24 protein-coding genes are annotated in these 22855 nt (G+C 74.4%); 3 read left to right on the top strand and 21 right to left on the bottom strand.

Annotated elements, in window-relative coordinates; genetic code table 11:
* Window positions 1-21 precede the first annotated feature (21 nt).
* From KBX43_RS19100 to KBX43_RS19090, 3 genes are read left to right on the top strand one after another with little or no spacing between them, the layout of a single operon-like run.
* Window positions 22-414: an MmcQ/YjbR family DNA-binding protein gene (locus tag KBX43_RS19100; protein ID WP_064445772.1), complete on the top strand. Its 393-nt coding sequence runs from the start codon at window positions 22-24 to the stop codon at window positions 412-414.
* Window positions 411-1043 carry an HAD family hydrolase gene (locus tag KBX43_RS19095; protein ID WP_210886189.1) on the top strand — a complete coding sequence of 211 codons (633 nt, stop codon included), beginning with the start codon at window positions 411-413 and terminating at the stop codon, window positions 1041-1043. The genes KBX43_RS19100 and KBX43_RS19095 overlap by 4 nt, the downstream gene beginning before the upstream one ends.
* A 41-nt stretch (window positions 1044-1084) precedes the next feature.
* Window positions 1085-1765 carry an SGNH/GDSL hydrolase family protein gene (locus KBX43_RS19090; protein ID WP_210886186.1) on the top strand — a complete coding sequence of 227 codons (681 nt, stop codon included), beginning with the start codon at window positions 1085-1087 and terminating at the stop codon, window positions 1763-1765.
* A 147-nt stretch (window positions 1766-1912) separates the two neighbouring features.
* Here KBX43_RS19090 and KBX43_RS19085 read toward each other — a convergent pair whose 3' ends face one another.
* The 21 genes from KBX43_RS19085 to KBX43_RS18985 all read right to left on the bottom strand — a co-directional run bounded on the left by KBX43_RS19085 (window position 1913) and on the right by KBX43_RS18985 (window position 22763).
* Window positions 1913-3262: a hypothetical protein gene (locus KBX43_RS19085; protein ID WP_064445769.1), complete on the bottom strand. Its 1350-nt coding sequence runs from the start codon at window positions 3260-3262 to the stop codon at window positions 1913-1915.
* Between the two features lie 3 nt (window positions 3263-3265).
* Entirely contained in the window at window positions 3266-4231 is a 966-nt protein-coding gene (locus tag KBX43_RS19080; protein WP_064445768.1) for an alpha-ketoacid dehydrogenase subunit beta, read from the bottom strand.
* Window positions 4231-5202, bottom strand: a complete 972-nt coding sequence (locus tag KBX43_RS19075; RefSeq protein ID WP_210886183.1) for a thiamine pyrophosphate-dependent dehydrogenase E1 component subunit alpha — start codon at window positions 5200-5202, stop codon at window positions 4231-4233. Before KBX43_RS19075 ends, KBX43_RS19080 begins: the two co-directional genes overlap by 1 nt.
* Window positions 5199-5996 carry a DUF3050 domain-containing protein gene (locus tag KBX43_RS19070; protein ID WP_013286631.1) on the bottom strand — a complete coding sequence of 266 codons (798 nt, stop codon included), beginning with the start codon at window positions 5994-5996 and terminating at the stop codon, window positions 5199-5201. Before KBX43_RS19070 ends, KBX43_RS19075 begins: the two co-directional genes overlap by 4 nt.
* Before the next feature lie 2 nt (window positions 5997-5998).
* Window positions 5999-6922: a phytanoyl-CoA dioxygenase family protein gene (locus KBX43_RS19065; RefSeq protein ID WP_043323636.1), complete on the bottom strand. Its 924-nt coding sequence runs from the start codon at window positions 6920-6922 to the stop codon at window positions 5999-6001.
* Window positions 6919-8016 carry a 4-hydroxyphenylpyruvate dioxygenase gene (gene hppD, locus KBX43_RS19060; RefSeq protein ID WP_113972838.1) on the bottom strand — a complete coding sequence of 366 codons (1098 nt, stop codon included), beginning with the start codon at window positions 8014-8016 and terminating at the stop codon, window positions 6919-6921. The genes KBX43_RS19065 and hppD overlap by 4 nt, the downstream gene beginning before the upstream one ends.
* 60 nt (window positions 8017-8076) lie before the next feature.
* Window positions 8077-9339: a beta-ketoacyl synthase gene (locus tag KBX43_RS19055; RefSeq protein WP_210886179.1), complete on the bottom strand. Its 1263-nt coding sequence runs from the start codon at window positions 9337-9339 to the stop codon at window positions 8077-8079.
* Window positions 9336-10955 (bottom strand): class I adenylate-forming enzyme family protein, encoded by a 1620-nt coding sequence (locus KBX43_RS19050; protein WP_210886165.1) that lies wholly within the window; start codon window positions 10953-10955, stop codon window positions 9336-9338. The genes KBX43_RS19055 and KBX43_RS19050 overlap by 4 nt, the downstream gene beginning before the upstream one ends.
* On the bottom strand, window positions 10952-11392 hold the full coding sequence (locus tag KBX43_RS19045) for a beta-ketoacyl synthase chain length factor (protein ID WP_210886161.1): 441 nt from the start codon (window positions 11390-11392) through the stop codon (window positions 10952-10954). The genes KBX43_RS19050 and KBX43_RS19045 overlap by 4 nt, the downstream gene beginning before the upstream one ends.
* A gap of 146 nt (window positions 11393-11538) precedes the next feature.
* On the bottom strand, window positions 11539-12669 hold the full coding sequence (locus KBX43_RS19040) for a beta-ketoacyl synthase (protein ID WP_209962127.1): 1131 nt from the start codon (window positions 12667-12669) through the stop codon (window positions 11539-11541).
* Window positions 12662-12907 (bottom strand): hypothetical protein, encoded by a 246-nt coding sequence (locus KBX43_RS19035; protein ID WP_043323626.1) that lies wholly within the window; start codon window positions 12905-12907, stop codon window positions 12662-12664. Before KBX43_RS19035 ends, KBX43_RS19040 begins: the two co-directional genes overlap by 8 nt.
* Complete coding sequence (locus KBX43_RS19030) at window positions 12907-13170, bottom strand: acyl carrier protein (RefSeq protein WP_043323623.1); 264 nt, start codon at window positions 13168-13170, stop codon at window positions 12907-12909. Before KBX43_RS19030 ends, KBX43_RS19035 begins: the two co-directional genes overlap by 1 nt.
* A 180-nt stretch (window positions 13171-13350) precedes the next feature.
* Window positions 13351-14748 (bottom strand): class I adenylate-forming enzyme family protein, encoded by a 1398-nt coding sequence (locus KBX43_RS19025; RefSeq protein ID WP_064446474.1) that lies wholly within the window; start codon window positions 14746-14748, stop codon window positions 13351-13353.
* Window positions 14749-15012: 264 nt separating this feature from the next.
* Window positions 15013-16260 carry a beta-ketoacyl synthase N-terminal-like domain-containing protein gene (locus KBX43_RS19020; RefSeq protein WP_210886158.1) on the bottom strand — a complete coding sequence of 416 codons (1248 nt, stop codon included), beginning with the start codon at window positions 16258-16260 and terminating at the stop codon, window positions 15013-15015.
* Window positions 16257-17528, bottom strand: coding sequence for a beta-ketoacyl synthase (locus tag KBX43_RS19015; protein WP_064445763.1), 1272 nt, complete (start codon window positions 17526-17528; stop codon window positions 16257-16259). Before KBX43_RS19015 ends, KBX43_RS19020 begins: the two co-directional genes overlap by 4 nt.
* Window positions 17525-17935, bottom strand: coding sequence for a cupin domain-containing protein (locus KBX43_RS19010; protein WP_018784080.1), 411 nt, complete (start codon window positions 17933-17935; stop codon window positions 17525-17527). The genes KBX43_RS19015 and KBX43_RS19010 overlap by 4 nt, the downstream gene beginning before the upstream one ends.
* On the bottom strand, window positions 17932-18639 hold the full coding sequence (locus tag KBX43_RS19005; RefSeq protein ID WP_069088549.1) for an SRPBCC family protein: 708 nt from the start codon (window positions 18637-18639) through the stop codon (window positions 17932-17934). Before KBX43_RS19005 ends, KBX43_RS19010 begins: the two co-directional genes overlap by 4 nt.
* Entirely contained in the window at window positions 18636-20210 is a 1575-nt protein-coding gene (locus tag KBX43_RS19000; RefSeq protein ID WP_210886155.1) for an acetyl/propionyl/methylcrotonyl-CoA carboxylase subunit alpha, read from the bottom strand. The genes KBX43_RS19005 and KBX43_RS19000 overlap by 4 nt, the downstream gene beginning before the upstream one ends.
* Entirely contained in the window at window positions 20210-20689 is a 480-nt protein-coding gene (gene accB / locus KBX43_RS18995) for an acetyl-CoA carboxylase biotin carboxyl carrier protein (protein ID WP_210886153.1), read from the bottom strand. The genes KBX43_RS19000 and accB overlap by 1 nt, the downstream gene beginning before the upstream one ends.
* The gene (locus KBX43_RS18990; protein WP_210886113.1) at window positions 20689-22413 is read right to left on the bottom strand and encodes an acetyl-CoA carboxylase carboxyltransferase subunit alpha; all 1725 of its coding nucleotides are present in this window, start codon (window positions 22411-22413) and stop codon (window positions 20689-20691) included. The genes accB and KBX43_RS18990 overlap by 1 nt, the downstream gene beginning before the upstream one ends.
* Window positions 22410-22763 carry a TcmI family type II polyketide cyclase gene (locus KBX43_RS18985; RefSeq protein ID WP_043323608.1) on the bottom strand — a complete coding sequence of 118 codons (354 nt, stop codon included), beginning with the start codon at window positions 22761-22763 and terminating at the stop codon, window positions 22410-22412. The genes KBX43_RS18990 and KBX43_RS18985 overlap by 4 nt, the downstream gene beginning before the upstream one ends.
* Between the last annotated feature and the right edge of the window lie 92 nt (window positions 22764-22855).

Below are 22855 nucleotides of genomic sequence, written 5' to 3'. Positions count from 1 at the left end.
GGCGGCGGTAGGGTCGGGGCCATGGCGACCTGGGACGACGTGCGGCGCATCGCGCTGGCCCTGCCGGAGACCACCGAGCGCGGCTCGTACGACGACCTGCCCGCCTGGCGGGTGCGCGACAAGATGTTCGTCTGGGACCGGCCGCTGCGCCGCAGCGACCTCGAAGCGCTCGGCGACGCCGCGCCGGACGGCCCGATCCTCGGCGCCCGGGTGCCCGACCTGGGCGCCAAGGAGGCGCTGCTCGCCGACGACCCGGCGGTCTACTTCACCACGCCGCACCTCGACGGCTACCCGGCGGTGCTGGTCCGGCTCGACCGGATCGCCGTGGACGACCTGACCGAGCTGATCACCGAGGCGTGGCACGCCCGCGCGCCGAAGCGGCTCGCCGCCGCGCACCGGGCCGGGGCCGCGTGAGCCGCCCGGTGGACGCCGTCGTCTTCGACATGGACGGCACGCTCATCGAGTCGCACGAAGTGGTGCCGGCGGCGTACCGGGCGGCGGTGCGGGCCGGTGGCGGCCCGTCGTACACCGACGCCGAGGTCATCGCCGGCTACTCGATCGGCTCACCGTCCGACCTGCTGACGCACCTGCTCCGGCGCCCCGCCACCGCCGCTGACCTCGACCGCTACCACACCGAACTGGCCGCGACGGCCGGGCGGGTGAGCGTCTACCCCGGAGTCGCGGAGATGCTCGCCGACCTCGCCGCCCGGGTGCCGGTGGGCGTGTTCACCGGCGCGAGCCACCGGGCGGCGGAGATCATGCTCGACCGGGTCGGCCTGCTCGGTCACTTCCGGGTCGTGCTCGGCGGCGACCAGGTCACCCGCCCCAAACCGGCGCCCGAGGGCGTCGAGGTGGCCTGCCGGCGGCTCGGCGTGCCGGCCGGCCGGGCCGCGTACGTGGGCGACTCGCCGCTGGACCTGCGCGCCGCCCGCAGCAGCGGCGCGGTGGCGGTGGCCGCCGCGTGGGGCCATCAGTACGATCCGGCCGAACCGGCCGACCTCCGCCTGTCCCGGCCCGGCGAACTGCTGACCCTGCTGAGCTGAGCCTCTTTTGCCGCGCCGGGCGCTCGGCTAGCCTGCCGATCATGGCATCGACGTTGACCGAGGCGACTGATCCGTGGTGCCTGCGTCCGGGCGAGGCCACCGAGCTGCTGCGCGGGCACCCGTGGCGCCGGTTCGTGGTGCTCGGCGACAGCGTCGCGGAAGGACTGTGCGAGCCGGTCGACGGCTACCCGGACCTCCAGTGGGCCGACCGGATCGCCGCCGAGCTGCGCGCCGTCCGGCCGGAGCTGGCGTACCTGAATCTGGGGCGGCGCGGGCTGCGCGCGCACGAGGTGCGGGCCGTCCAGCTGGCCGACGCGCTGGCCTTCGCACCGGATCTCGCACTGGTGGTGTGCGGCGGCAACGACGCGTTCCGGTCCGCCTACGACCCGGACTCGGTCGACGCCGAACTGACCGCCATGATCACCGCGCTGCGGGAAGCGGGGGCGGACGTGATCACTGTGGGCATGTTCGACGTCTCGCACAGCCCAGCCGTGCCGGAGACGCTGCGCGCGGGCCTGGGCGAGCGGATGCGCCGGCTGTCGCGGCACACCCGGGGCGTGGCCGAGCGGCTGGGGACGCTGCACGTGCACCTGACCGACCATCCGCTGGTGGCCGACCCGTCGCTGTACAGCAGCGACGGGCGGCACGGCAGCGCCCGCAGCGACGCGATAGCCACAGCCGAAACCCTGAGAGTCCTGGCCACCCACCTCCCCCACCCCTGACCGCGCCCTCCCCCTCCCCTCCCCCTCACCCGCGCCCGGCGCCCTCGGCCCGGATCCACGTTGTTGACCAAGGAGTTTGGGGTCGGTCACGCGCCCCGATGAGGACACGAACTCCTTGATCAACGAAGCGGGCAGGCGGGGAGGGGGTCAGTCGGTTAGGAGGATGCCGGTCAGGAGGACGCCGCGGGCGAGGTTGAGGACCTCGTCGCAGCCCGGGTAGCCGACCCGGGCCAGCGCGCCGGAACCGGTACGGCCGAACAGGTACGGGGCGAGGCTGTACGGGACATCGGCGGTGACCGTCTCACCGGTCTCGATCTGCACGAAGTCCATCGCCACCCGGTCCGCCTCGTGGTAGCGCTGCAGGATGTTGCCGCCCTCGGCGATCGCCGCGCGCACCCCGTCCGCCCACGCGACAGCCGTCATCTCGCGGCCGATCAGCACTCCGTGCCCGGCCGATCCGCCGGCCGGCTTGGCCACCAGGTCGGCCTGTTCGGCCAGCGCCCGGTCGAGCTGGTCGGCGGTGAGCGCGACGGTGTGCGGCACGTACCGGCGGATCAGCGTCCGGTCGTCCTCAGGCAGCAGGTCCAGGTCCTCCCAGAGCCAGGCGTAGTTGAGCTTGTTGCTGAGCAGCCAGGCGGCGCTGCTGACGAACATCGGCAGCGTGCCGGCGGCGAGCGCGCCGGCGACCGCGTCCAGGCCGGGGCTGGGGGTGACCCGGTTCGGCACGAACAGCCGGAACAGGGCGTCCACCGGGGCGCCGCCGACGACCAGGCGGCTCTGCGCGTCCAGGCCGGCGGTGGCGACCGGGGCGATGACCAGGTCGATGCCGAACGGGCGGGCCTGGTCGATCAGCGGGGACAGGATCCGGATGAACGTCTCCGGGTCGTCCAGTCCCGGGTAGTCGGCGTCGAAGTCCATCAGCAGCGCCACCCGCGCGCCGTCGGCCAGGCCGAGCGTGTCCCGGATGGCGGCGAACCGCTGGTCCAGCAGGGACGGCGCGGGCCGCGCGCCGTCGAGCAGGTCATGGGTACGGTACAGCTCGGCGTACCGCTGGATGACGGTGTCGGCGTCGAAGCCGCCGCCGAGGCTGCTGTCGATGTTGTACTCGACGATGCACGGCACGCCGCCGGAGAACAGCACGTCCGGCCGGTACGCGGCGAGCAGCCCCTCGTGCAGTTCCTCGTCCGGGTCGAGCAGCCGGGTCTCCCCCTCCGGCACGTCGAGGAGCCGTTGCAGCTCACCGGCGGTGCGGGCACGGCGCCGGCAGGCTTCCAGGATGAGCTGGGCGATGCGGTCGCAGACCTCGTTCAGCTCGCCGAACGCGTCGGCGGTGAAGACGGGCGGACGGGCCAGCCGCCACTGCTTGTTGTACGTGGCCCGGCCGTGGAAGATCTTCTCCCAGGCCGCGGCGCCGGTGGTCACCATCGCGGTACGGGTGGACTCGGGCAGGTCGGTCCACGCCTGGCCGAGTGGCGGCCACGTGTAGTTCGGGTCCATCGTTCATCCGTCCTTGAGGGTCAGTTGGATGGCGGCGGTGAGCTGGTCGCGGCCGGGTTGCACGGCCCGGTCCAGGGCCGGGGCGAAGGGCAGCACGGCACCGTCGGGGCGGGTGACCCGCCGGGGTGGCGCGGCTAGCCGGACCCGCTCGACCACGGTGGCGATGATCTCCCCGGCGATGCCGCAGGAGCGGTTGCCGTCGTCGACTACCACCAGCCGCCCGGTGCGGCTCACCGACTCGACCAGGCCGTCCCAGTCGAAGGGGTAGAGCGTGCGGGGGTCGAAGACCTCCACCGACGCCTGCCCGGCGAGTTCCTCGGCGACGGCGAGCGCGTCGTGCACCAGGTGCCCGACGGCCACCACCGTCACGTCAGCGCCGGGGCGGCGGACGATCCCGCGGCCCAGCGGCACCGGCGTCAGGTCGGTGACGTCGGCGCGCAGGTCCAGCGCGCCGGCCGGGGCGAAGACCACCACCGGGTCGTCGCAGCGGATCGCGGAGACCAGCAGCCCGTACGCGTCGGCCGGGGTGGCCGGTACGACTGTGGTCACCCCGACGTGGGCGAACAACGCGTACGGGTGGTCGGAGTGCTGCCCGGCCCAGCCGGTGCGGGAGCCGGAGCCGGGCACCACGTAGGTGACCGGCACCGCGCACTGGCCGCCGGTCATCAGCGGGAACTTGTGCGCGTGGTTGACGATCTGCTCGAAGACCAGGAACAGCAGCGACGGGATCTGGAACTCCACCACCGGGCGGGCCCCGGCCAGCGCCGCGCCGGTGGCGAAGCTGGTGAACGCCTGCTCGGACAGGGGCGTGTCGCGGACCCGTTCCGGGCCGAACTTCTTCAGCAGGCCGGTGGTGACGTTCGCGGCGGCCACCCGGATGTCCTCGCCGAGCACCACGACCGACTCGTCGCGGGCCATCTCGTCGGCGAGCGCCCGGGTGAGCGCCCTGCGGTAGGAGAGCCGGGGCATCAGCCACCTCCGGTCCGGGCGGTGAGCCCGCTGGCGTACAGGTGGTCCAGGGCGGTCGCCGGGTCGGGGTGCGGACCGGCGAGCGCGTATTCGACGGCGGCGTCCAGTTCCGCCTCGACGGCGGCGTCCACCTCGGCCCGTACCGCCGGGTCGAGTCGCGCTCCGGCGATGTCGACGGGATCGCGGGACCGGCCCTCGGCCACCTCTTCCGGCGGCCGGTAGTCGAGGCGTACCTGATGTTCGAACGTGTGGTGGGCGTCGAAGCGGTAGGTGCGGGCCTCGACCAGCTCGGGGCCGCCGCCGGCGCGCATCCGCGCGACGGCGGCGGCGGTGACCTCGCGTACCGCCTCGGGGTCCTGCCCGTCGACGGCGGCCGCCGGCATGCCGAAGGCGGCAGCCCGCCCGGCGATGGTGCCGGCGACCGCGCCCTCGACCGGCATGGTGGTGGCGTAGCCGTTGTTCTCGCAGACGAACAGCACCGGCACCCGCCAGAGCGCGGCCAGGTTGAACGCCTCCAGCAGCATGCCCTCGTTGACCGCGCCGTCGCCGAAGAAGGTGGCGCCGACGATGTCGGCGCCGCGCCGCCGGCGCTCCCACACCGCTCCGGTGAGGATCGCGCCGGCGGCTCCGACGATGGCGTTGGCGCCGAGGACGCCGACGCCGAAGTCTGCGGCGTGCATCGACCCGCCCCGGCCCCGGTTGAGCCCGGTGACCCGGCCGCACAGCTCGGCCAGCATCCGGGCCGGGTCGGCGCCCTTGGCGAGCACGTGCCCGTGCCCGCGGTGGGTGCCGGTGACCAGGTCCTCGCGGTCCAGCGCCGCGCAGACGCCGGCGGCGATCCCCTCCTGACCGAGGTACGGGTGGATGCCACCGACGATCTGTCCGGCGCGGACCAGCTCGATCGCGCGCTCCTCGAAGCGGCGGATCAGCCGGACCGTCCGGTAGAGCCGGAGCGGGTCGGAGCCGGTCACGCCGGACGGCCCTCCTTGACGGCGGCGAGGATGTCGTCCCAGAGGCGGGCGCGGGCGGCCAGCGCGGCGTTCACCGTGTCGGCGCACTCCTGCCACTTGGTGTCGTCGTCGCCGCACAGGTCGGCCAGCATCTGCATGGCCATCGGGGTGTGCTGCTCGCCGTCGACCTCGATGTGCCGCTCCAGGTAGTCGACGAACTTGTTGAGCCGGTTGCTGCGTTCGTTGACGGCGACGACCTGGGTGAACATCTCCGGGATGAGGTCCTCGCGGCCGAACGCGAACGCCGCGGCCTGGCAGTGCACCGGGGTGGTCTCGATGATCCGCCAGGTGGTGCCGGCGAACGCGGCCGACGCCGCGGGTACGCCCGCCGCGCCGAGCGCCTCGGTGACCGGCGTGCCGTCGCGCAGCAGGTCGACGAGCTTGTTCACGGCCGTGGTGTCGGCGCCGGCCTCGGTCATGCCCTGCACGTACAGCTCGAAGTGGCTGATGTAGCCGTCGCCCAGCTCGTCGCTCTCCTCGACCATGACGATGTCGTTGATCAGGCGGCGGCTGCCGGTCGGGCCGGTCGGGATCCACGGCACCGTGACGCAGGTGAGCTGCCGCTGCAGCGACTTCAGCAGGGACATGAAGTCCCAGACCGCGAAGACGTGGTGCTCCATGAACGTGACGAGCGCGTCGTGGGTGTCGAGGTTGGCGTAGAGCGGGTGCTTGACCACCACGTCGCGGCGCTCGGTCACCGCCCGCTCGAGTCGCTCGATGCCCGGGTGCGTCTTACCCCAGTCGTACCGTGACATTGTCAGCCTCCCTGCTGGGCGCGGTCGCGCCAGATGACCGGGCAGTAATCGGGGTCCGCGTAGTCCGGCCGGCCCTCGTGGGTGCGGCGGACCAGCACGTCGTGGTTGTACGCGGCGAGCGTGCCGTCGGAGAGCGGATACTCCCGCCAGGCGTTGTCGCCGTCCTGCAGGTGCAGCGAGATGGCCCGGCGGGGCCGCCCGCTGACGTTCGCACCGCTGCCGTGGTAGGTGCGGCAGTGGTGGAAACTCATGTGTCCCTTGGGGATCACCATGGGGATCTTGCGGATCGTCGCCCCGTTGTACGCCGCGTTCTCGGCGAGCATGACTTCGAGCTGGTCGCGGTCCCGGTCGGCGAAGTGCCGCACCACCGTGTCGTCGGCGCCGATCTCCCGCCAGCGGTGGGAGCCGTCGACCATGGTGATGGTGCCCATCTCCTCGCCGCAGTCGTGGAACGGGATGAACGCGGTGAGCATGTTCTCCGACGACGAGGACGCCCAGTAGTGCTTGTCGAAGTGCCAGGGCACGATGTTCGACGGCTCACCGGCGATCGGCGGCTTCCAGATCAGCGTGGACTGGAAGATGCGGATCTCGGTGGCCTGCGCCAGCCGGGCGGCGACCGCCCCGATCAGCGGTTTGCGCAGGATGCGCGCGATGCCGTCGTGTTCGTGGTGCACGTAGTCGTTGTGCCGCTGCACGTCGCCCTTGGCCGGCTCCCAGTAGGCCAGCTTCGGCGGCCGCACCGGCAGCCGCCGGTCGCGTTCCCCGGCGTAGTAGCTGTCGGTGGCGGCGACCAGCTCGTCCACCTCGTCGTCGGTGAGCAGCTTCTTCGACAGGTACCAGCCGTGCTCGGCGTAGTGCCGGACGTCCTCGTCGGAGGGAAGCAGCGCCTCCTCCTCGGCGGTCAGCCCGGGATCGATGGTGGTCATGCCCCTACCCCTCCGGCCGCGGCAGCAGGGGTCGCCCCCGCCGCGGCCAGCTCGCGTTCCTTGGCCTCGTAGAGCGCCTTGATGTTGCCGCTGCCGAAGGTGCGCGCCCCGCGCCGCTCGATGAGTTCGAGGAAGAGGGTGCGGCGCACGTGCATCGACTCGGTGAAGATCTGCAGCAGCTGCCCGTCGTGGTCGGAGTCGACCAGGATGCTCAGCTCGCGCAGCCGGTCCACCGGCGCGTCGAGGCGGCCGACCCGCTGCTCCAGGCCGTCGTAGTAGGCGCCGGGCGTGCTGGCGAACCGCACCCCGCGCCCGGCGAGCGCGCCGACGGCGGTGACGATGTCGTCGGTGCGCAGCCCCAGGTGCTGCACTCCGGCGCCGGCGTGCCAGCGCAGGAAGTCCTCGATCTGGCCGGGCCGGGCGCTCGTGTCCGGCTCCAGCAGCACCAGCGTGACCTTCCCCGACGGGCTCTGCACCACCTTGGAGTTCATCGCCTGACCGGCGACCTCGATGTGCTCGGTGAAGATGTCGGCGAAGCCGAACACCTTCTCGTAGTGCGCGACGATCTCGTCGAGCTGCCCCGGCGGTACGCAGACGGCCAGGTGGTCCACCTCGGCCAGCAGCTCGTCGCCGTCCGGCGCGGCCACCGGCTCGATCGCCCCGGGCAGGAACACCTCCGGGTCACCGCTGCGCTGGACGAGGCGGTGCACCACGTCGCCGAAACCGCCGACCTCGGCGACCACGACCTCGGCGTCCGCGCCGGTGAAGGTGCGCGGCGGGCTCAGCGGTGTCGCGCCGCGTTCCACCAGTTCCGCGTACGCCCCGGCGGCGTCGTCGACGGCGAGCGCCACCACGGCGATGCCGTCGCCGTGCCGGTGCACGTACGTGGCTGCCGGGTGCTCGGCGGACAGCCCGGTGGTCAGCAGCAGCCGGATGCCGGCCTGGGCCAGCAGCAGCGAACGCTGCCCGTCCAGCCCGGTCTCCGGCCCGCCCTGCCCGCGCAGCCGGAAACCGACGGCGTTGTCGAAGTAGAAGGCCGCCTGCCGGGCGTCTCCCACGTACAGTTCGAGATGGTCTATCCCGTTGATGGTCATGGGCTTCCCCTGTTCCCCCCGTGATCGCGACCCGGACGGACGCCCGGGACTGGAGTCCGGTCAGCCGGCGGCCGGGGTGGCGGCCCGGCGGGCCGGCCCGGAGAGCCGGCGCAGGAGCAGACTGACGTTCTGGCCGCCGAACCCGAACGAGTTCGTCAGCGCGTGGTCGGCCCGGGTGGGCCGGGGCACGGCGCGGACGTGGTCCGCCTCGCACTCCGGGTCCGGGTCGTCCAGGTGGTAGGTGGGCGGCAGCAGGCCACTTTCGAGCGCCAGCGCGGTGGCGGCGGCCTCCAGCACCCCTGATGCGCCGAGCAGGTGCCCGGTGAGCGCCTTGGTGGAGCTGACCGGGACGCCGCCGAGGCCGAACACCTCGGCCAAGGCGATCGTCTCGGCGACGTCACCGAGCTTGGTGCCGGTGCCGTGCGCGTTGACGTACCCGACGTCGCCCGGCCCGATCCCGCCGGCGGCCAGCGCCCGGCGCATGCACGCGGCCGCTCCCGCGCCGTCCGGGCGCGGCGCGGTCGGGTGGTACGCGTCGGTGTTCGCCCCGAAACCGGCGACCTCGGCGTAGCCGCGCACGCCCCGACCGTCGGCGTGCCCGGCGCGCTCCAGCACCAGCAGCGCCGCGCCCTCGGCCAGCACGAACCCGTTGCGCCGCTTGTCGAACGGGCGGCTCGCCTCGGTGGGTTCGTCCCAGCCCCGGGCCAGCGCCCGGGCGTTGCCGAACGTGTCGGCGAACGTGGGAAACAGCGGCGCCTCGCTCGCCCCGCACACCACCACGTCGGCCTCGCCGGAGCGGATGAGGCGTACCCCGTCGGCGACCGCCTGGGCGCCGGAGGCGCAGGCCGTGCCGACCGACGAGCTGTAGCCGCGGATGCCGTGCGCGATGGCGATCCGCGCCGACGGCATGTTCGGCAGGATGCCGGTGAGCAGATACGGGCTGACCGCCGCCCGGCCCCGGGCGGCCCGCGCCAGCACCTGCCCCTCCAGCGTGGACATCCCGCCGACACCGCCGACGATCACCGCGATGCGCTCCGGGTCGACGTCGCGGCCCACCTCGATACCCGCGTCGGCGAGCGCCTCGGCGGCGGTGATCAGGGCCAGCAGCACCACCCGGTCGAGCACCTTCGTCTCCGGTCCGGAGGCGACGCTGCGCGGGTCGATGTCCGGCAGCACGCCGGCCACCTCCAGGCTGCCCGCCGCCGGGTGTCCCTCGGGCGGGCGACGCAGCCCGGAGCGGCCGGTGAGCAGCGCGTCGAACGTGTCCGCCACGCCGCGCCCCGCCGGGGTGAACAGGCCCATGCCGGTGACGACGGCGGTCACGACGGCGCCTCGGTCAGATAGCGCTCGCGCAGCGCCACCTTGCGTACCTTGCCGGTGACGGTGACCGGGATGTCGTCGGCGCGCACCGGGACGATCCGGCGCAGCGTGGCGCCCACGTCCGGGCCCAGCGCGGTACGGATCCGCTCGGTACGGTCCGCGTCCGGGTCGGCGCCGGCGGCCAGTTCCAGCAGCACGTCGGTGGTGACCGTGCCGTCGTCCGCCTTGACGATCACCACGGTGCAGTCGGTCACGTCGGGGCTGGCGGCCAGGATGCGCTCCTCGGACAGCGCGGTGAAGAACCGTTTGCCGTCGCCCGCCTCGACCGAGTCGACCGCCCGGTCCAGGTGGTAGTAGCGGCCGTCCTCGTCGGCGTACACCAGGTCGCCGGTGAGGTACCAGCCGCGCAGCCGGAACCGGTACGTGGTGACCGAGTCGTTCCAGTAGCCGCGGAACAGCGACGGCGAGTCGATGCCGAGCCAGCCGACCTGCCCGGGCGGCAGCTCGTTGCCGTCGGTGTCGAGCACCGCGACCTTGGTGAACCGGTACGGGCGGCCGACGCAGCGGCCGTACCTGTCGGTGTCGGAGGTGTGCGTGATGTGGAACATCGAGTGGCCCATCTCGCTGGAGCCCAGGCCGTCGATGAACACCGACCCGGGTACCCGGGTCACGCCCTGACGGGTCACCACGTCGCGGGAGCCCACCGCGACCAGCCGCCGTACGTGCGGCTCGTGCGAGCAGTCGCCGGTGTTGAACCACAGCCGCACCGAGTCCAGGTCGTAGCCGGACAGGTCGAAGCGGGCCAGCTCGGCCCAGGTGACGGAGAAGCCGAACACGCCGTCGGGGCGCCACCGCTGGATCGCGTCGAGCACCCGCTCGCCGCCCTGCTCGGAGAGCAGGAACATCTCCGCCCGGTTGCCGAGCGCCTGGTTGACCATCAGCACGGTGGCGGTGTGCGGGGCGGGCAGCGCGTTGAGGATGCGCGTGGTGCCCTGCGCCTGCGGCATGGACAGCAGGTGCCGGGTGGCGGCGAACAGGCTGGCGTGCGAGTGCAGCACCGCCTTCGGCACTCCGGTGGTGCCGGAGGTGTGGGTGATGACGATCGGGTCGTCCGGGTGGTGCCGGTAGTGCGCGGGCGCCGCGTCCGGGTCGCCGGTCCCGGCCTGCGCGGGCTCGCCGAGCATCGGCGCGCCCAGGTCGTGCCCGGCCAGCGCCTGCGCGTGCGCGGCGTCGGCGAGCACCCCGGCGGCGCGCAGCCGGCGGATGTACTCGGCGGCGATCTCGGGGCGCAGCCTGCCGTTCATCAGCGCCGGGATGGCGCCGAGGCGGGTCAGCGCCAGGAACGACAGCACCATGTCGGCGGCCGTACCGGCCCAGACGGCGACCGGGTCGCGGGGTTTCACGCCGAGTCCGTGCAGCCAGGCCGCCCGGGCGGCGACCATCCGGTCGAGCCGCCCCAGGGTCAGCGGGGTCTCGGCCGGGTGGCCGTCGACCTCGGTGTCGAATGTGAGCCCCGGCCCGTCCGGGTCGGCGCCGTGGGCCAGCACCCGGGCGAGCACGTTGCCCGCGCCGAGTTCCGCGTCGGCTGCGAGCGCGCCGCGCAGTCCCTTCGTCCTCATTGACGTGTTCCCTCCCCCAGCAGCACCGCGGTCGCCTTGCCCGGCGTACCGTCCGGTGCCAGTTCGATCAGGATCAGCAACGCCTGTGCGGCGTCGCCGTCGTGCAGCAGCAGGTCCGCCTCGGCCTCCCCCTCGGCCCGCGGGTCGCCGGTCGGGCTCAGGCACACCACCGGCCCGTCCAGTCCCCAGCGCGCCGCGACGTGCCCGGCCACGCTGTTCGGCACCGACTGGAAGAAGAACAGCGGCCCGATCCGGTCACCGGCGTCCACCGCGGCCCGGACGTGCGCCGCGCTGGCCGTGTCCCCGCCGGCGCTGACCAGCACCACCGCCGTGCCGTTGCCCGGCGGCAGCGGCCCGGTGCCGTAGCGCCGCGCGAGGCACCGCTCGGCCACCGCCACCACGAGAGGCGCGAACGCCGAGTGCACAAACCCCGGCACCCCCGCCGGCCCCTCATCCCCGTCCTCGGGCCACCGCGCCTCCGCGTCGTTGCGCGATCTTGCGGTTGGCGCCCTCTCGGCGGGCGTTGTGCCCGTTTTGCCGGGGCCGGAAGTGCAAGATCGCGGAGGCCTTGGGGTGGAGGCGGTCATGAGGTGCTCACCAGGAGTGCGGTGTTGGCGCCGCCGAAGGCGGCGTTGAGGGTCAGGGCGTGTGCGGTGCGCGCGGGGCGCGGGGCGTCGCGGATGACGTCCAGCGGGCACTGCGGGTCCGGGCCGAGCCAGCCGGCGGTGACCGGCAGCTTGCCGTGCCGCAGGGCCAGCACGGTGACCAGCAGTTCCAGCAGCCCGGACGCCTCCAGCGCGTGCCCGTGCACCGACTTGGTGGAGCTGACCGGCAGCCGCCCGGCGTCGTCGCCGAACACCCGGGTCAGCGCCGCCGCCTCGGAGGCGTCGCTGAACGGGGTGCCGGTGGCGTTGGCGTTGACATAACCGACCGCGTCCGGGGGCAGCCCGCCGCGGCGCAGCGCCGCCTCGACCGCCCGGGCCAGCCCCAGCCCCTCCGGGTGCGGCTGGCACGCGTGGTAGGCGTCCCCCGCCCGCCCCCACCCGGCCACCGTCGCCACCGTCTCGGCGCCCCGCCGGGCGGCGGCACTCGCCGACTCCAGCACCACAGCGGCCACCCCGTCGCCCAGCAGCAGTCCCTTGCGCCCGGCGCTGAACGGGCGTACCGCGCCGTCGGCGGCGAGCGCCCGCCCGGCGTCGAACAGCGCGTACTGGTCCGGTTCGACCAGGTAACCGGCCGCGACCACGACCCGCTCCAGGTCGCCCCGGCGGATCAGCGCGGCGGCGTCGGCAACCGCGCTGCTCGCCGACACGCAGGCCGTGGTGTAGATCCGGGTCCGCCCGCCAAGGCCGCACCGCGCGGCCAGGTGACCGGCCAGCGCCGGCACCGTCGGCGCGTCCCGCCCCTGCGGTACGGGCAGCGAGTGCGGCCCGCCGTGGGTGGCCAGGAACAGCGCCGACCCGGCGCGCCCGGCCCGGTCCAGCCCGGCGGCCCCGGCGGCGGCGTCGATCGCGTCGGCCAGCTCGTCGGCGAGCGTGCCGACGTCCGGCGCTGTGGCCGCCACCGTGACCCGGCGGCCGGTGGTGTCGAAACGGCGCACCGGTCCGAACGCCGGGGCGCCGGTGAGCACCCCGGCCAGCAGCGCGTCCGCGCCCCTGCCGAGGGCGCTGAGCGCGTACGTGCCGGTGATCCGTACGGTTTCCCGCTCAGCCATCTGCGGGAGCGGTCAGCGCGCCGCGGAACACCGCGAGCGCGTCGTCGACGGTGCGGATGCCGGCGAGTTCGTCGTCGCTCAGGTCCAGCCGGCGGTCGTGGCGCTGCTCGACCATGTGCACCAGCCAGGCCAGCTCCATCGAGCCGAGCCGGTCCGGCACCTGGTCGGCGGGTTTCGCGGTCAGTTCGGCGAGCATGCTCACCAGGTCAGCTCGCCCCAGGTCGGGCTGACCGGACATCAGGACTTGTCGCTGTTCGCGGCCACCCGGTCGGCGACCATCGTGGTGAACTCGCCGACCGTCATCAGCGCCAGTTTCTCCGACTCGTCGTCGGCGAACTTCACGCCGTACCGGTCCTCGACGCGGACCGCGAGGTCGGCCAGGGCCAGCGACTCCAGGTCGACGCCGGAAGGGCCGAGCGTGGTGTCGTCGTCGAGCTCGTCCACGTCGTAGTTCATGTCGGCGAGCTGTTCGACGACGAAAGTGCGGACCTGGTCTCGCATGGGTTCAGACCTCTTCTCCGTGTACCGGCTGACGGTGCCCGGTCGGGACACCGTGTGCGTGTGGACCGGCCGGCTCGGACGCGCGGGTGGCGCGCCGCTCGGCCGGGGCGGGTCGGGAATCGGGGTGGATCGGACGTCCGGCGGAAGTCCGGCGGTTGCGCGGCTCGTACAGCGGTCCGGTCACGACGCCGCGTCCCGCAGCGCCGGGACCGACCGGACCAGCTTTCCGGTGGTGGTGCGGGGCATCTGGTCGAGCAGCCGCAGCGTGCGGGGACGCTTGAAGCCGGCCAGCCGCTCGGCGATCAGCTTGTCCAGCGTCTCCTCGGTCAGCGAGCCGTCGGCCTGGACGTACGCGGTGATGCCGTCGTCCCAGACCACCACCGCGGCGACGACGCCGGGCAGCCCGGCCACTGTGGCCTCCACCTCGGTCAGGTCGACCTTCAGGCCGCCCACCGACACCTGCGAGTCCAGCCGGCCCTTGATGGTGACCAGGCCGGTGTCCGGGTCGACCACCCCGGCGTCGCGGGTGTGCAGCCAGCCGTCGGCCCACCGGGTCGGGTCGGCCAGTCCGACGTACGGGTTGGCGGGACAGCTGACCCACAGCTCGCCGTCACGCTCGCGCACCTCGATGCCGGGGGCGGGCGCGATGGCGGGGCGGTGCCGCCCGTACAGGTCGGTGCCGATGACGCCGACCTCGGTCATCCCGTACATGTTGCCCAGCGGCACGCCGTAGCGGTCGGTGAAGGCATTGGCCACGGCGGCGCTCACCAGCTCACCGCCGGTGGTCATGCGTTTGAGCTGCGGCAGCGGCCCGGCCGGTGTGGTGGAGGCGAGCAGCCCGATGTGGAACGGCACGCCGAGCACAGTGGCCGGGGTGTCCTGGGCGGCCACGGCGGCGAGGATCGCGTCGCCGCTGAGCCGCTCCGGCGGGCACAGCTCGACGCCCGCGTGCAGCCCGTAGAGCAGGCCGCCGACCAGGCCGAGCACGTGCACCATGCTGGGCAGCAGGATGATCCGCTCGCCGGGCAGCGCGACGCCGTCGATGCGGGTGTAGCGGCGCACCTCGCCGACCAGGTCGGCGGCGGTGCGGCCGATCACCTTGGACGGCCCGGTGGAGCCGGAGCTGAGCTGGATGACCGCGTGCGGGCTGCCCGCCGGGCGGTCGGAGTACGCGCTGACGCCGGCGGTGACGTCGACGAAGATCCGCAGCGCGCCGCCGCCGGAGCGCACCGGGGCGACCACCACCTGCGGGCTGAGCCGGCGCAGCGCCTGGTCGACCTCGTGGTCGGTGAGCCGGTGGTCCAGCAGCACCGCCTGGGCGCCGGTACGCCAGGTGGCGAGCAGGTGCGCCACGTACGCCAGCGAGGGCGGCAGACGCAGCGCGGCGGCGCCTCCGGCGCGCAGCCCGGCCTCGGCGAGCCGGTCCTGCGCCTCGCCGACGAGCCGGCGCAGCGTGCCCTTGTCCACCGGTTCGGGCAGGCGCAGGCAGACGTCGGTGTCGCGGCCGGTGAACAGGATGTCGTCCACCCAGTCCACCGTCGTCGAGGCAGGATCTTCCGCCACGGGATGTGCAGTCACGACCAGCCACCGTTCCAATGAGGAACTGGGCGGATCCGCCCAGCGGGTACGTCGTTCGGGGTATGGCGGAACCCTACGACGACCCTCTTCTGCATCGCCAGATGCAAATGGCTAGATCCAAAACAGCGGCTGGGTGGATTGCTCAGGCTCGATCGGACAGGCAGGATCGGGGCCACGCCGGCAAGGTAGTCCGCCGGCCGCCGGATGCTGTGCGCGCGGGCTCCCGCGCGGACGGCGGGCGACGACGCTCCCGGGTGGCCCCGCTCAGCGCTCGCCCGCCGGTGGGGGCGCGGCGCCGCGCAGCACCAGCGCGCTGTTGAACCCGTCGAAGCCGCGCGCGCCGACCAGCGCGATCCGGCTGCGCGGCGGGCGGGGCTGCCGCAGGAACGTCAGCTCGCAGCCGGGCGCGGGCTCGTCCGGGCCGGCCGAGGCGGGCAGCATCCCGCGGCGGAACGCCAGCAGCGCGGTGGCCGCGTCCAGCGCGGACCCACCCTGGTGCGCCCGGCCGGTCAGCGGCTTCTGGGTGGTCACCGGCGGGGTCCGGTCGCCGAAGACGGCACGCAACGCGGTCGCCTCGGCCCGGTCGTACGCGGGCACCCCGAGCGCGTCCGGCCAGACCACGTCCACGTCGTGCGGGCGTACCCCGGCGCGTTCCAGCGCCAGCCGCAGCGCCCGGGCGTAGTGCGCCGGGTCGGGGCCGGTGGTCGGGTCGGTGGGCGCGGCGTCGTGGGTGGCGGCCCAGCCGGTGATCTCCCCGTAGACGCGGGCGCCCCGCGCCAGCGCGTGTCCCAGCTCCTCGACCACGAAGACCGCGCCGCCCTCGGCCGGCACGTAGCCGCTGGCCGCGACGTCGAACGGCCGGTACGCGGCCTGCGGGTCGGACACGTCGCTGAGCAGGCCGGAGCGCAGCTGGCAGGCGAGCGCGTACGGGCTCAGCGGACACTCGGTGGCCCCGGCGATCACCACCGGCGTGCCCCGGCGGACGGTGCGCACCGCGTGCGCGAGGCTGTCCAGCCCGCCGGCCGACTCGGACACGGTCACCCCGGACGGCCCCTTGAACTGGTGGCGGATCGACAGCTGGCCCACACTGGCCGCGTAGAACCAGGCGATCGACTGGTACGCCCCGACGGTGCGGGTCGGCCCGCCCCACAGCCGCTGCAGCTCCCGCTGGCCGAACAGGTTGCCGCCGGAGGAACTGGCGAGCGTGACCGCCCACTGGTACGGGTCGGGCGACACCTCGGGCAGCCCGGCGTCGGCCAGCGCCAGCCTGGTCGCGGCGAAGCCGAGGTGGGTCCACCTGTCGGTCTGCACCCGCTGCCGGGTGTCGCTGAACCCGGCCGGGTCGAAGTCGGACACCTCCCCGGCCACCCGGGTCGGGTAGCGCTCCGGGTCGAACAGCGTGATCGGCCCGATGCGCCGGGTGCCGGCCAGCACGGTGTTCCAGTGCGCCTCGGCGCCGATCCCGCTGGGCGCGACCACACCGATGCCCGTCACCACGGCCCGCGCGGTCATGTCGGCACCGCCGCCAGCCGGCGGAACACCATCGCGGACTGGAAGCCGCCGAACCCGCTGCCCACCGACAGCGCCACGTCCACCGGCACCTCCCGCGCCTCGTTCGGCACGTAGTCCAGGTCGCACTCCGGGTCGCGGGTGGTCCAGTTCGCCGTGGGCGGGACCACGCCGTACTCGATGGCCAGCGCGCAGGCGGCCATCTCGATCGAGCCGATGGCGCCGAGCGAGTGGCCGACCATCGACTTGATCGAGCTGATCGGCACCCGGTACGCGGTCTCCCCCAGCGCCCGTTTGAACGCTGCGGTCTCGTGCCTGTCGTTCTGCCGGGTGCCGGAGCCGTGCGCGCTGACGTACGACACGGCCGACGGGGCGAGCCGGGCCTGCCGCAGCGCGTCGCTGATGGCCACCGCCATCTCCGCGCCGTCCGGGCGCAGCCCGGTCATGTGGAAGCCGTTGCTGCGGCTGGCGTACCCGGCGACCTCGCAGTAGACGTGCGCGCCCCGGCGTCGGGCGTGCTCGGCCTCCTCCAGCACCAGCACGGCGGCGCCCTCGGCGAGGACGAACCCGTGCCGGTCGGCGTCGAACGGCCGGGAGGCGTGCTCCGGGTCGTCGTTGTCCGGGCTGGTCGCGCCGATCGCGTCGAACGAGGCGACGGTGACCGGGGAGATCGGCGAGTCGGCCGCCCCGGCCAGCACCACGTCGGCCTCGCCGTCGGCGACGAGCTGGTGGGCGTACCCGATCGCGTCGATGCCGGAGGTGCAGCCGGTGGAGACGACCTGCGCGGGGCCGTGCAGGCCGTGCCGGCACGCCACGTCGGCGGCCAGGCTGCTGGGCACCAGCGCCTGATAGAGGTACGGCCCGCCGAGCGCGTGGTCGACCAGCCAGTGCCGGCCGGAGTCGCTGACCCGCACGTACTCCTGCTCCAGCGCCATGGTCCCGCCGACGGCGGTGCCGAGCACCACCCCGGCGCGTTCGCGCTCCGCGTCGGTGAGGACGAGACCGCTGTCCGCGAGCGCCTCGGCGGAGCAGGCGAGCGCGAACTGCACGTACCTGTCGGCGCGCTGCCGCTCGGCGAGCGTGATCCCGGCGGCGTCCGGGTCGAAGTCGCACTCGGCGGCGATCTGCGAGCGGAACGGCGACGGGTCGAAGAAGCTGATCCGCCGGGTCGCGGTGCGGCCCTCGGTGATCGTCTTCCAGAACCGGTCCCGGGTGGCGCCGCCGGGCGCGACGACGCCCACGCCGGTGACCACGGTGCGCCGGCCGGTCACGACGGCTCCCGTGGCGGCGGGGCCGCGCTCTCGGTGTCGACGTGGCCGAGTTCCGGGCGCGGGGCGAGCGGTCCGAGATGGAACACCACCTCGGCGGGCTCGTCGCCGGTGTTGCGCAGCCGGTGCCGCACGTCCTTCGGCACGTAGAGCGCCTCCCCGGCGGCCACCGGCACCGGCACGTCGTCCAGGTCGACGGTGATCGCGCCGCGGGCGACGTAGAGGAACTCCTCGCTGTACGGGTGGTAGTGCTCGGCGATCCGCTCCCCCGGCGCGAGCGTGGCCACGCCCATGAAACCGGAGGTACTGCCGACCGTCTTCGGGCCGAGCAGGACCCGCAGCTCCCCGCCGCGACGGCGGTCGGCCGGCACGTCGTGGACGGAGACCCGGGCGGTGGTGGTGTCGGTCATCGCGTGCCTCCCGCGTACGCCCGCTCGATCTTCTCCTTGATCACGGCGAGCTGGATCGCGCTGTTGGTGTTGATCCGGTCGGTCATGCCGGCGTTGTCGACCGGTGCAGTCGGCTTCATCGCGAAGTCCTGCGTCCACGTCATCCGGGTGCCGCCGGGGATCTCCTCGTACCGCCAGTGGATGCGCATGTACTCGAACGGCCCGGTCTCGACGCGCCGGGCGTGCACCTCGCGGGTGGCCGGGTCGGCGGTGCGTTCGCTGACCCAGCTCCACGCCACGCCGTTCTCGTCGGGGTGCATGGTGAGCCGGAAGCGGACCGTGTCGCCGTCGCGGTGCAGGATCTCGGCGACCGCGTACTCGGTGAACAACTCGGGCCACCGGGCCACGTCGTTGGTGATCTCCCAGACCAGCGGCAGCGGCGCGTCGATCTCCACCGCGTTCTCGGTGTGCCCGGGCGGATCGGCCTTGCGGGCGACCAGGTCGGCGACGCCGGCGATGCTGAGCTGCCCGGCCTGTTCCGGGATCTTCACCCGCCACCGGTCGGCCACCACCGCGGACAGTTCGAGCAGCGCCAGCGAGTCCATGCCCAGCTCCTCCAGGCTCGCGGCGGGCGTGCTGGCGGCGGCGTCCGGGTCCAGGCCGCAGTGCGTGACCAGGATGTCGGTGATCTCGCGGGCGAGCGGGCGGTCGGGGGCGACTGTCATCGGTTCCTCCAGGTGGTCGGGCCGGCGGCGGGCACGGCGCGAACGGGGGTACGGCCGGCCGGGTCGGCCTCGGCGCGCGGGTCGGGCACCGCCGACCGCAGCCGCGGTACGACGGCGCCGGCGTGGGCGCCGTCGGCCCGCTCGCCGGCCGGGGCGCTGTCGGCGCTCCCGGCGTCGGCGGCGCTGTCGGCGCTCCCGACGGGCCCGTCGGTGGCCACGGCGGGCGGGGTGAGCAGGCGTTCCACCAGGGCGGTGGTGTGCCGGGCGGCCCGGAACGCCGGGTCGCGCAGCACCCGCCGGGCGAACGGAATCGTGGTACGCACACCCGGACCGGCCACGTCGAATTCGGCCAGCGCCCGGTCGAGCCGGTCCAGCGCGGCGTCCCGGTCCGGCGCCCAGACCGCCACCTTCGCCAGCAGCGAGTCGTAGTGCGGGCTGACCAGGTAGCCGGTGTGCCCGTGGGTGTCGACCCGGGTGAACGGGCCGCCGGGCGGCCGGAACCGGTCCAGCCGGCCGGGCGCGGGCGCGAAGTCGCGGTCCGGGTCCTCCACGTTGACCCGGCACTCGATCGCCACGCCGGTCAGCCGGACGTCGGACTGACGCAGGCGCAGCGGGGTGCCGTACGCGATGTGCAGCTGCTCCTGCACCAGGTCCACGCCGGTGACCATCTCGGTGACCGGGTGTTCCACCTGGATCCGGCAGTTGATCTCCAGGAAGTGGCAGCGTTCCGCCTCGTCCACCAGGAACTCCACGGTGCCGGCCCCGGTGAAGCCGACCGACAGCGCGCCGCGCAGCGCCACCTCGGCGACGGTGTCCAGGGTGGCCTGCCGCAGCGCGGGCGCGGGCGCCTCCTCGATCAGCTTCTGGTGCCGGCGCTGCACCGAGCAGTCCCGGGTGCCCAGGTGCACGCCGTTGCCCTGGCCGTCGCAGAGCACCTGAACCTCGACGTGCCGGGCGTCGGCGAGGTACCGCTCGACGTACACCCGGTCGTCGCCGAACGCGACCTGCGCGGCGGCGCGGGTACGGGCGTACGCGCGGGGCAGCTCGGCGGCCGCGCGCACCACAGTCATGCCGCGCCCGCCCCCGCCCGCAGCGGCCTTCACGATCACCGGGTAGCCCACGTCGGCGGCCACCTCCTGCGCCTCGGCGGCCGTCGCCAGCGTCCGGACGCTGCCCGGCGGCAGCGGCAGCCCGGCGGCGCTCATCAGCGCCCGCGCCGTCGACTTGTCCGCGAGCGCGGCCATCACCTGCGGCGGCGGGCCGACGAAGACCAACCCGTTCTCCGCGCAGATCTCGGCGAAGTCGGCGTCCTCGGACAGGAAGCCGTACCCGGGGTGGACCGCCTGCGCGCCGGTCTGCCGGGCCGCCTCCACGATCGCCGCCGCGTTGAGGTAGCTGCGCCGGCTGGCCGCCGGGCCGATCCGGACCGCCTCGTCGGCCAGCCGCACCGGCAGCGAGTCGGCGTCGGCGCTGGAGTGCACCACCACGGTGCGCACACCCAGCTCCCGGCAGGCGCGCAGCACCCGCAGCGCGATCTCGCCCCGGTTGGCGATCAGCACCTTGTCGAACATCAGCCGTCCTGTCCGGTGACCGGTTCCAGGGCGATCAGCGGCTGGTCGTACTCGACGGGCTTGCCGTCGTCGACCAGCACCTCGACCACCCGTCCGGCCTGGCCGGCGGTCACCTCGTTCATCAGCTTCATGGCCTCGACGATGCCGACCACCTGGCCCGGGCGGACCACGTCGCCGACCGCGACGAACGGCATCGCCCCGGGCTCGGGAGCCCGGTAGAACGTGCCCACCACCGGCGAGCGCACGGCCGGCCGGTCGACCGGCGGCGCCGTCTGCCGGGCGGGTTCATCGATGCGCGCGGCCACCGGTTCGGTCCCGGCGCGCGGCGCCGGCGCCGCCGGGTCGTGCCACTCGACCTCCAGCACCGACTCGCCGCTGCGCAGCCGCACCCGGCGTACCGGCCCGGCCAGGTCGGCGACGAGCTTGCGGGCCTGCCGGCGCAGCCCGTCGAGCACCTGCTCGGACTCCACGTCGGCCATCACGCCACCTCCGGCCGCTCGGCGGCGCGCGCCGTCGCGGCGGGACCGGCGGTGGCCGAGCGGGCCGCCCCGAAGCGGCGGAACCGCTGACGCCGTCGGCGGACCAGCGTGGCGGGAGGCACGGTGAGCAACGGGGCGAGGTTCGCCGCGACCGCCCGGCGCAGCAGCTCGGCCGCGCCGGCCGGGTCGGCGTGCGCGGCCGGCCGCGGCTCCGGCACCAGCTCGTCGACCACGCCGAGGCGGCACAGGTCGGCGCCGGTGAGCCGTAACGCGCGGGCCGCCTGCGGTGCCGCCGAGCTGTCCGGCCAGAGGATCGCGGCGCAGCCCTCGGGGCTGATCACCGAGTAGACCGCGTGTTCCAGCATGAGCACCCGGTCGGCGACCGCGAGCGCGAGCGCGCCGCCGCTGCCGCCCTCGCCGGTGACCACCGCCACCACCGGCGTGGGCAGCACGGTGAGCGCGAGGATGTTCTCCGCGATCGCCGCCGCCTGGCCCTGCTGCTCGGCGGTCACCCCTGGGTCCGCGCCGGGCGTGTCCACGAGCGTCACCACCGGCAGCCGCAGCCGCGCCGCGAGACGCATCAACCGCAGCGCCTTGCGGTGCCCGGCCGGGCTGGCCATGCCGAAGTTGCGGGTGACCAGCTCGGCGGTGGTGTGTCCCTTCTGGTGGCCGATCACCATCACCGGCCGGCCGTCGAGACGGGCGATGCCGCCGACGACGGCCGGGCAGTCCGCGCCGAGCCGGTCCCCGTGCAGCTCCACGAACCCGTCGAACGCGGTCTCCAGATAGTCCAGTGTGGTCGGGCGGCCCGGGTGCCGCGCCGTGCGTACCGTCTCCCACGGGTCGCGGTCCGGCGCGGCGGCCACGGTGCTCACGGCCGGCGCCGGGCGCGGCGCGGGCGCACCCACCGGCGCGCGGCGGCCGGAGTGGGCGGCGGCGAGCAGCGCGGCGAGCCGGCCGCGCAGCGCGTGCCGGGGCACCACCATGTCCACCTGGCCGTGGCGCAGCAGGTACTCGGCGGTCTGGAAGCCCTCCGGCAGCGTGGCGCCGGTGACCTGGCGGATCACCCGGGGGCCGGCGAAGCCCAGCCGGGCGCCGCTCTCGGCGAGCACCAGGTCGGTGTTTGTGGCGAAGGAGGCGGCCACCCCGCCGTACGTGGGATCGGTGACCACGCTGACCGTCAGCAGACCCGCCTCGCGCATCCCCGCGAGGGCCTGGCTGACGGTGGCCATCTGCATCAGCGACAGCGCGCCCTCCTGCATCCGCGCGCCGCCGGACGCGGTCACCAGCACCAGCGGGACGTCGTCGGCCAGGGCCCGCTCGGCGGTCCGGGTGATCAGCTCACCGACCGCGCAGCCGAGGCTGCCGCCGAGGAAGCGGAAGTCCATCACCGCCAGCGCCACCGGGTGCCCGCCCACCCGGGCGGTGCCGCAGAGCACCGCCTCGTCCAGGCCGGTCGCCGCGCGGGCCGCGCCGAGCCGGTGCGGGTACGGCAGCGCGTCGACGAACTCGATCGGGTCGACGCGTACCGCCCGGTCCGGCAGCGGCGTGAACGAGTCCGGGTCGGCGAGCTGCGCCACCCGGTCCGGCGCGTCGAGCCGGGCGTGCGAGCCGCACTCCGGGCACACGTCCAGGTTGCGGCGCAGCCGCTTGCGGTAGAGCAGCGACGCGCACCCGTCGCACCGGGACCACAGCTGCTCGTCGCGCGGCGCGGTGGTGGTCACTGAAGCCGCCCGGCGGCGTCGTGCAGGTGGGCCGGGGCGTCGTACCGGTAGAAGCAGTGCGCCATCGCGTCGCGGGGCGAGCGCCAGGTCGGCAGGTACGGCGAGATGTACGGCCGCAGCCGCTCGCTGATCCGGATGAACTCCGGGTGCCCGCGGTTGTCCTCCACCGCGCCCTGCGCCGGCGTCTCCGTCTCCAGCAGATGGACGTAGAGATCGTGCAGCCGGTACAGCGAGCGGTGCCGCACACCGACCAGGCCGGGCAACTCGGTCGCGTCGGACTCGGCGAAGATCTCGGCCACCCGGTCCTCGGCCGTGGGCACCACCTTGGCGACGATGAGCGAACGGTCCATTCGCGGCCTCCCTGCGTACGTCCCGGTGCGCGGCGAACCGGTCGCGCCGCACGGATTGCCACACGGTGCCGCCAGGGCCGTCTACCGGGCGT

Source organism: Micromonospora sp. C41, assembly GCF_018070485.1.
Lineage (GTDB): Bacteria > Actinomycetota > Actinomycetes > Mycobacteriales > Micromonosporaceae > Micromonospora > Micromonospora chalcea.
Note: the sequence above shows the minus strand (reverse complement) of the source record. Positions and strands in the feature narration are given on the sequence as shown.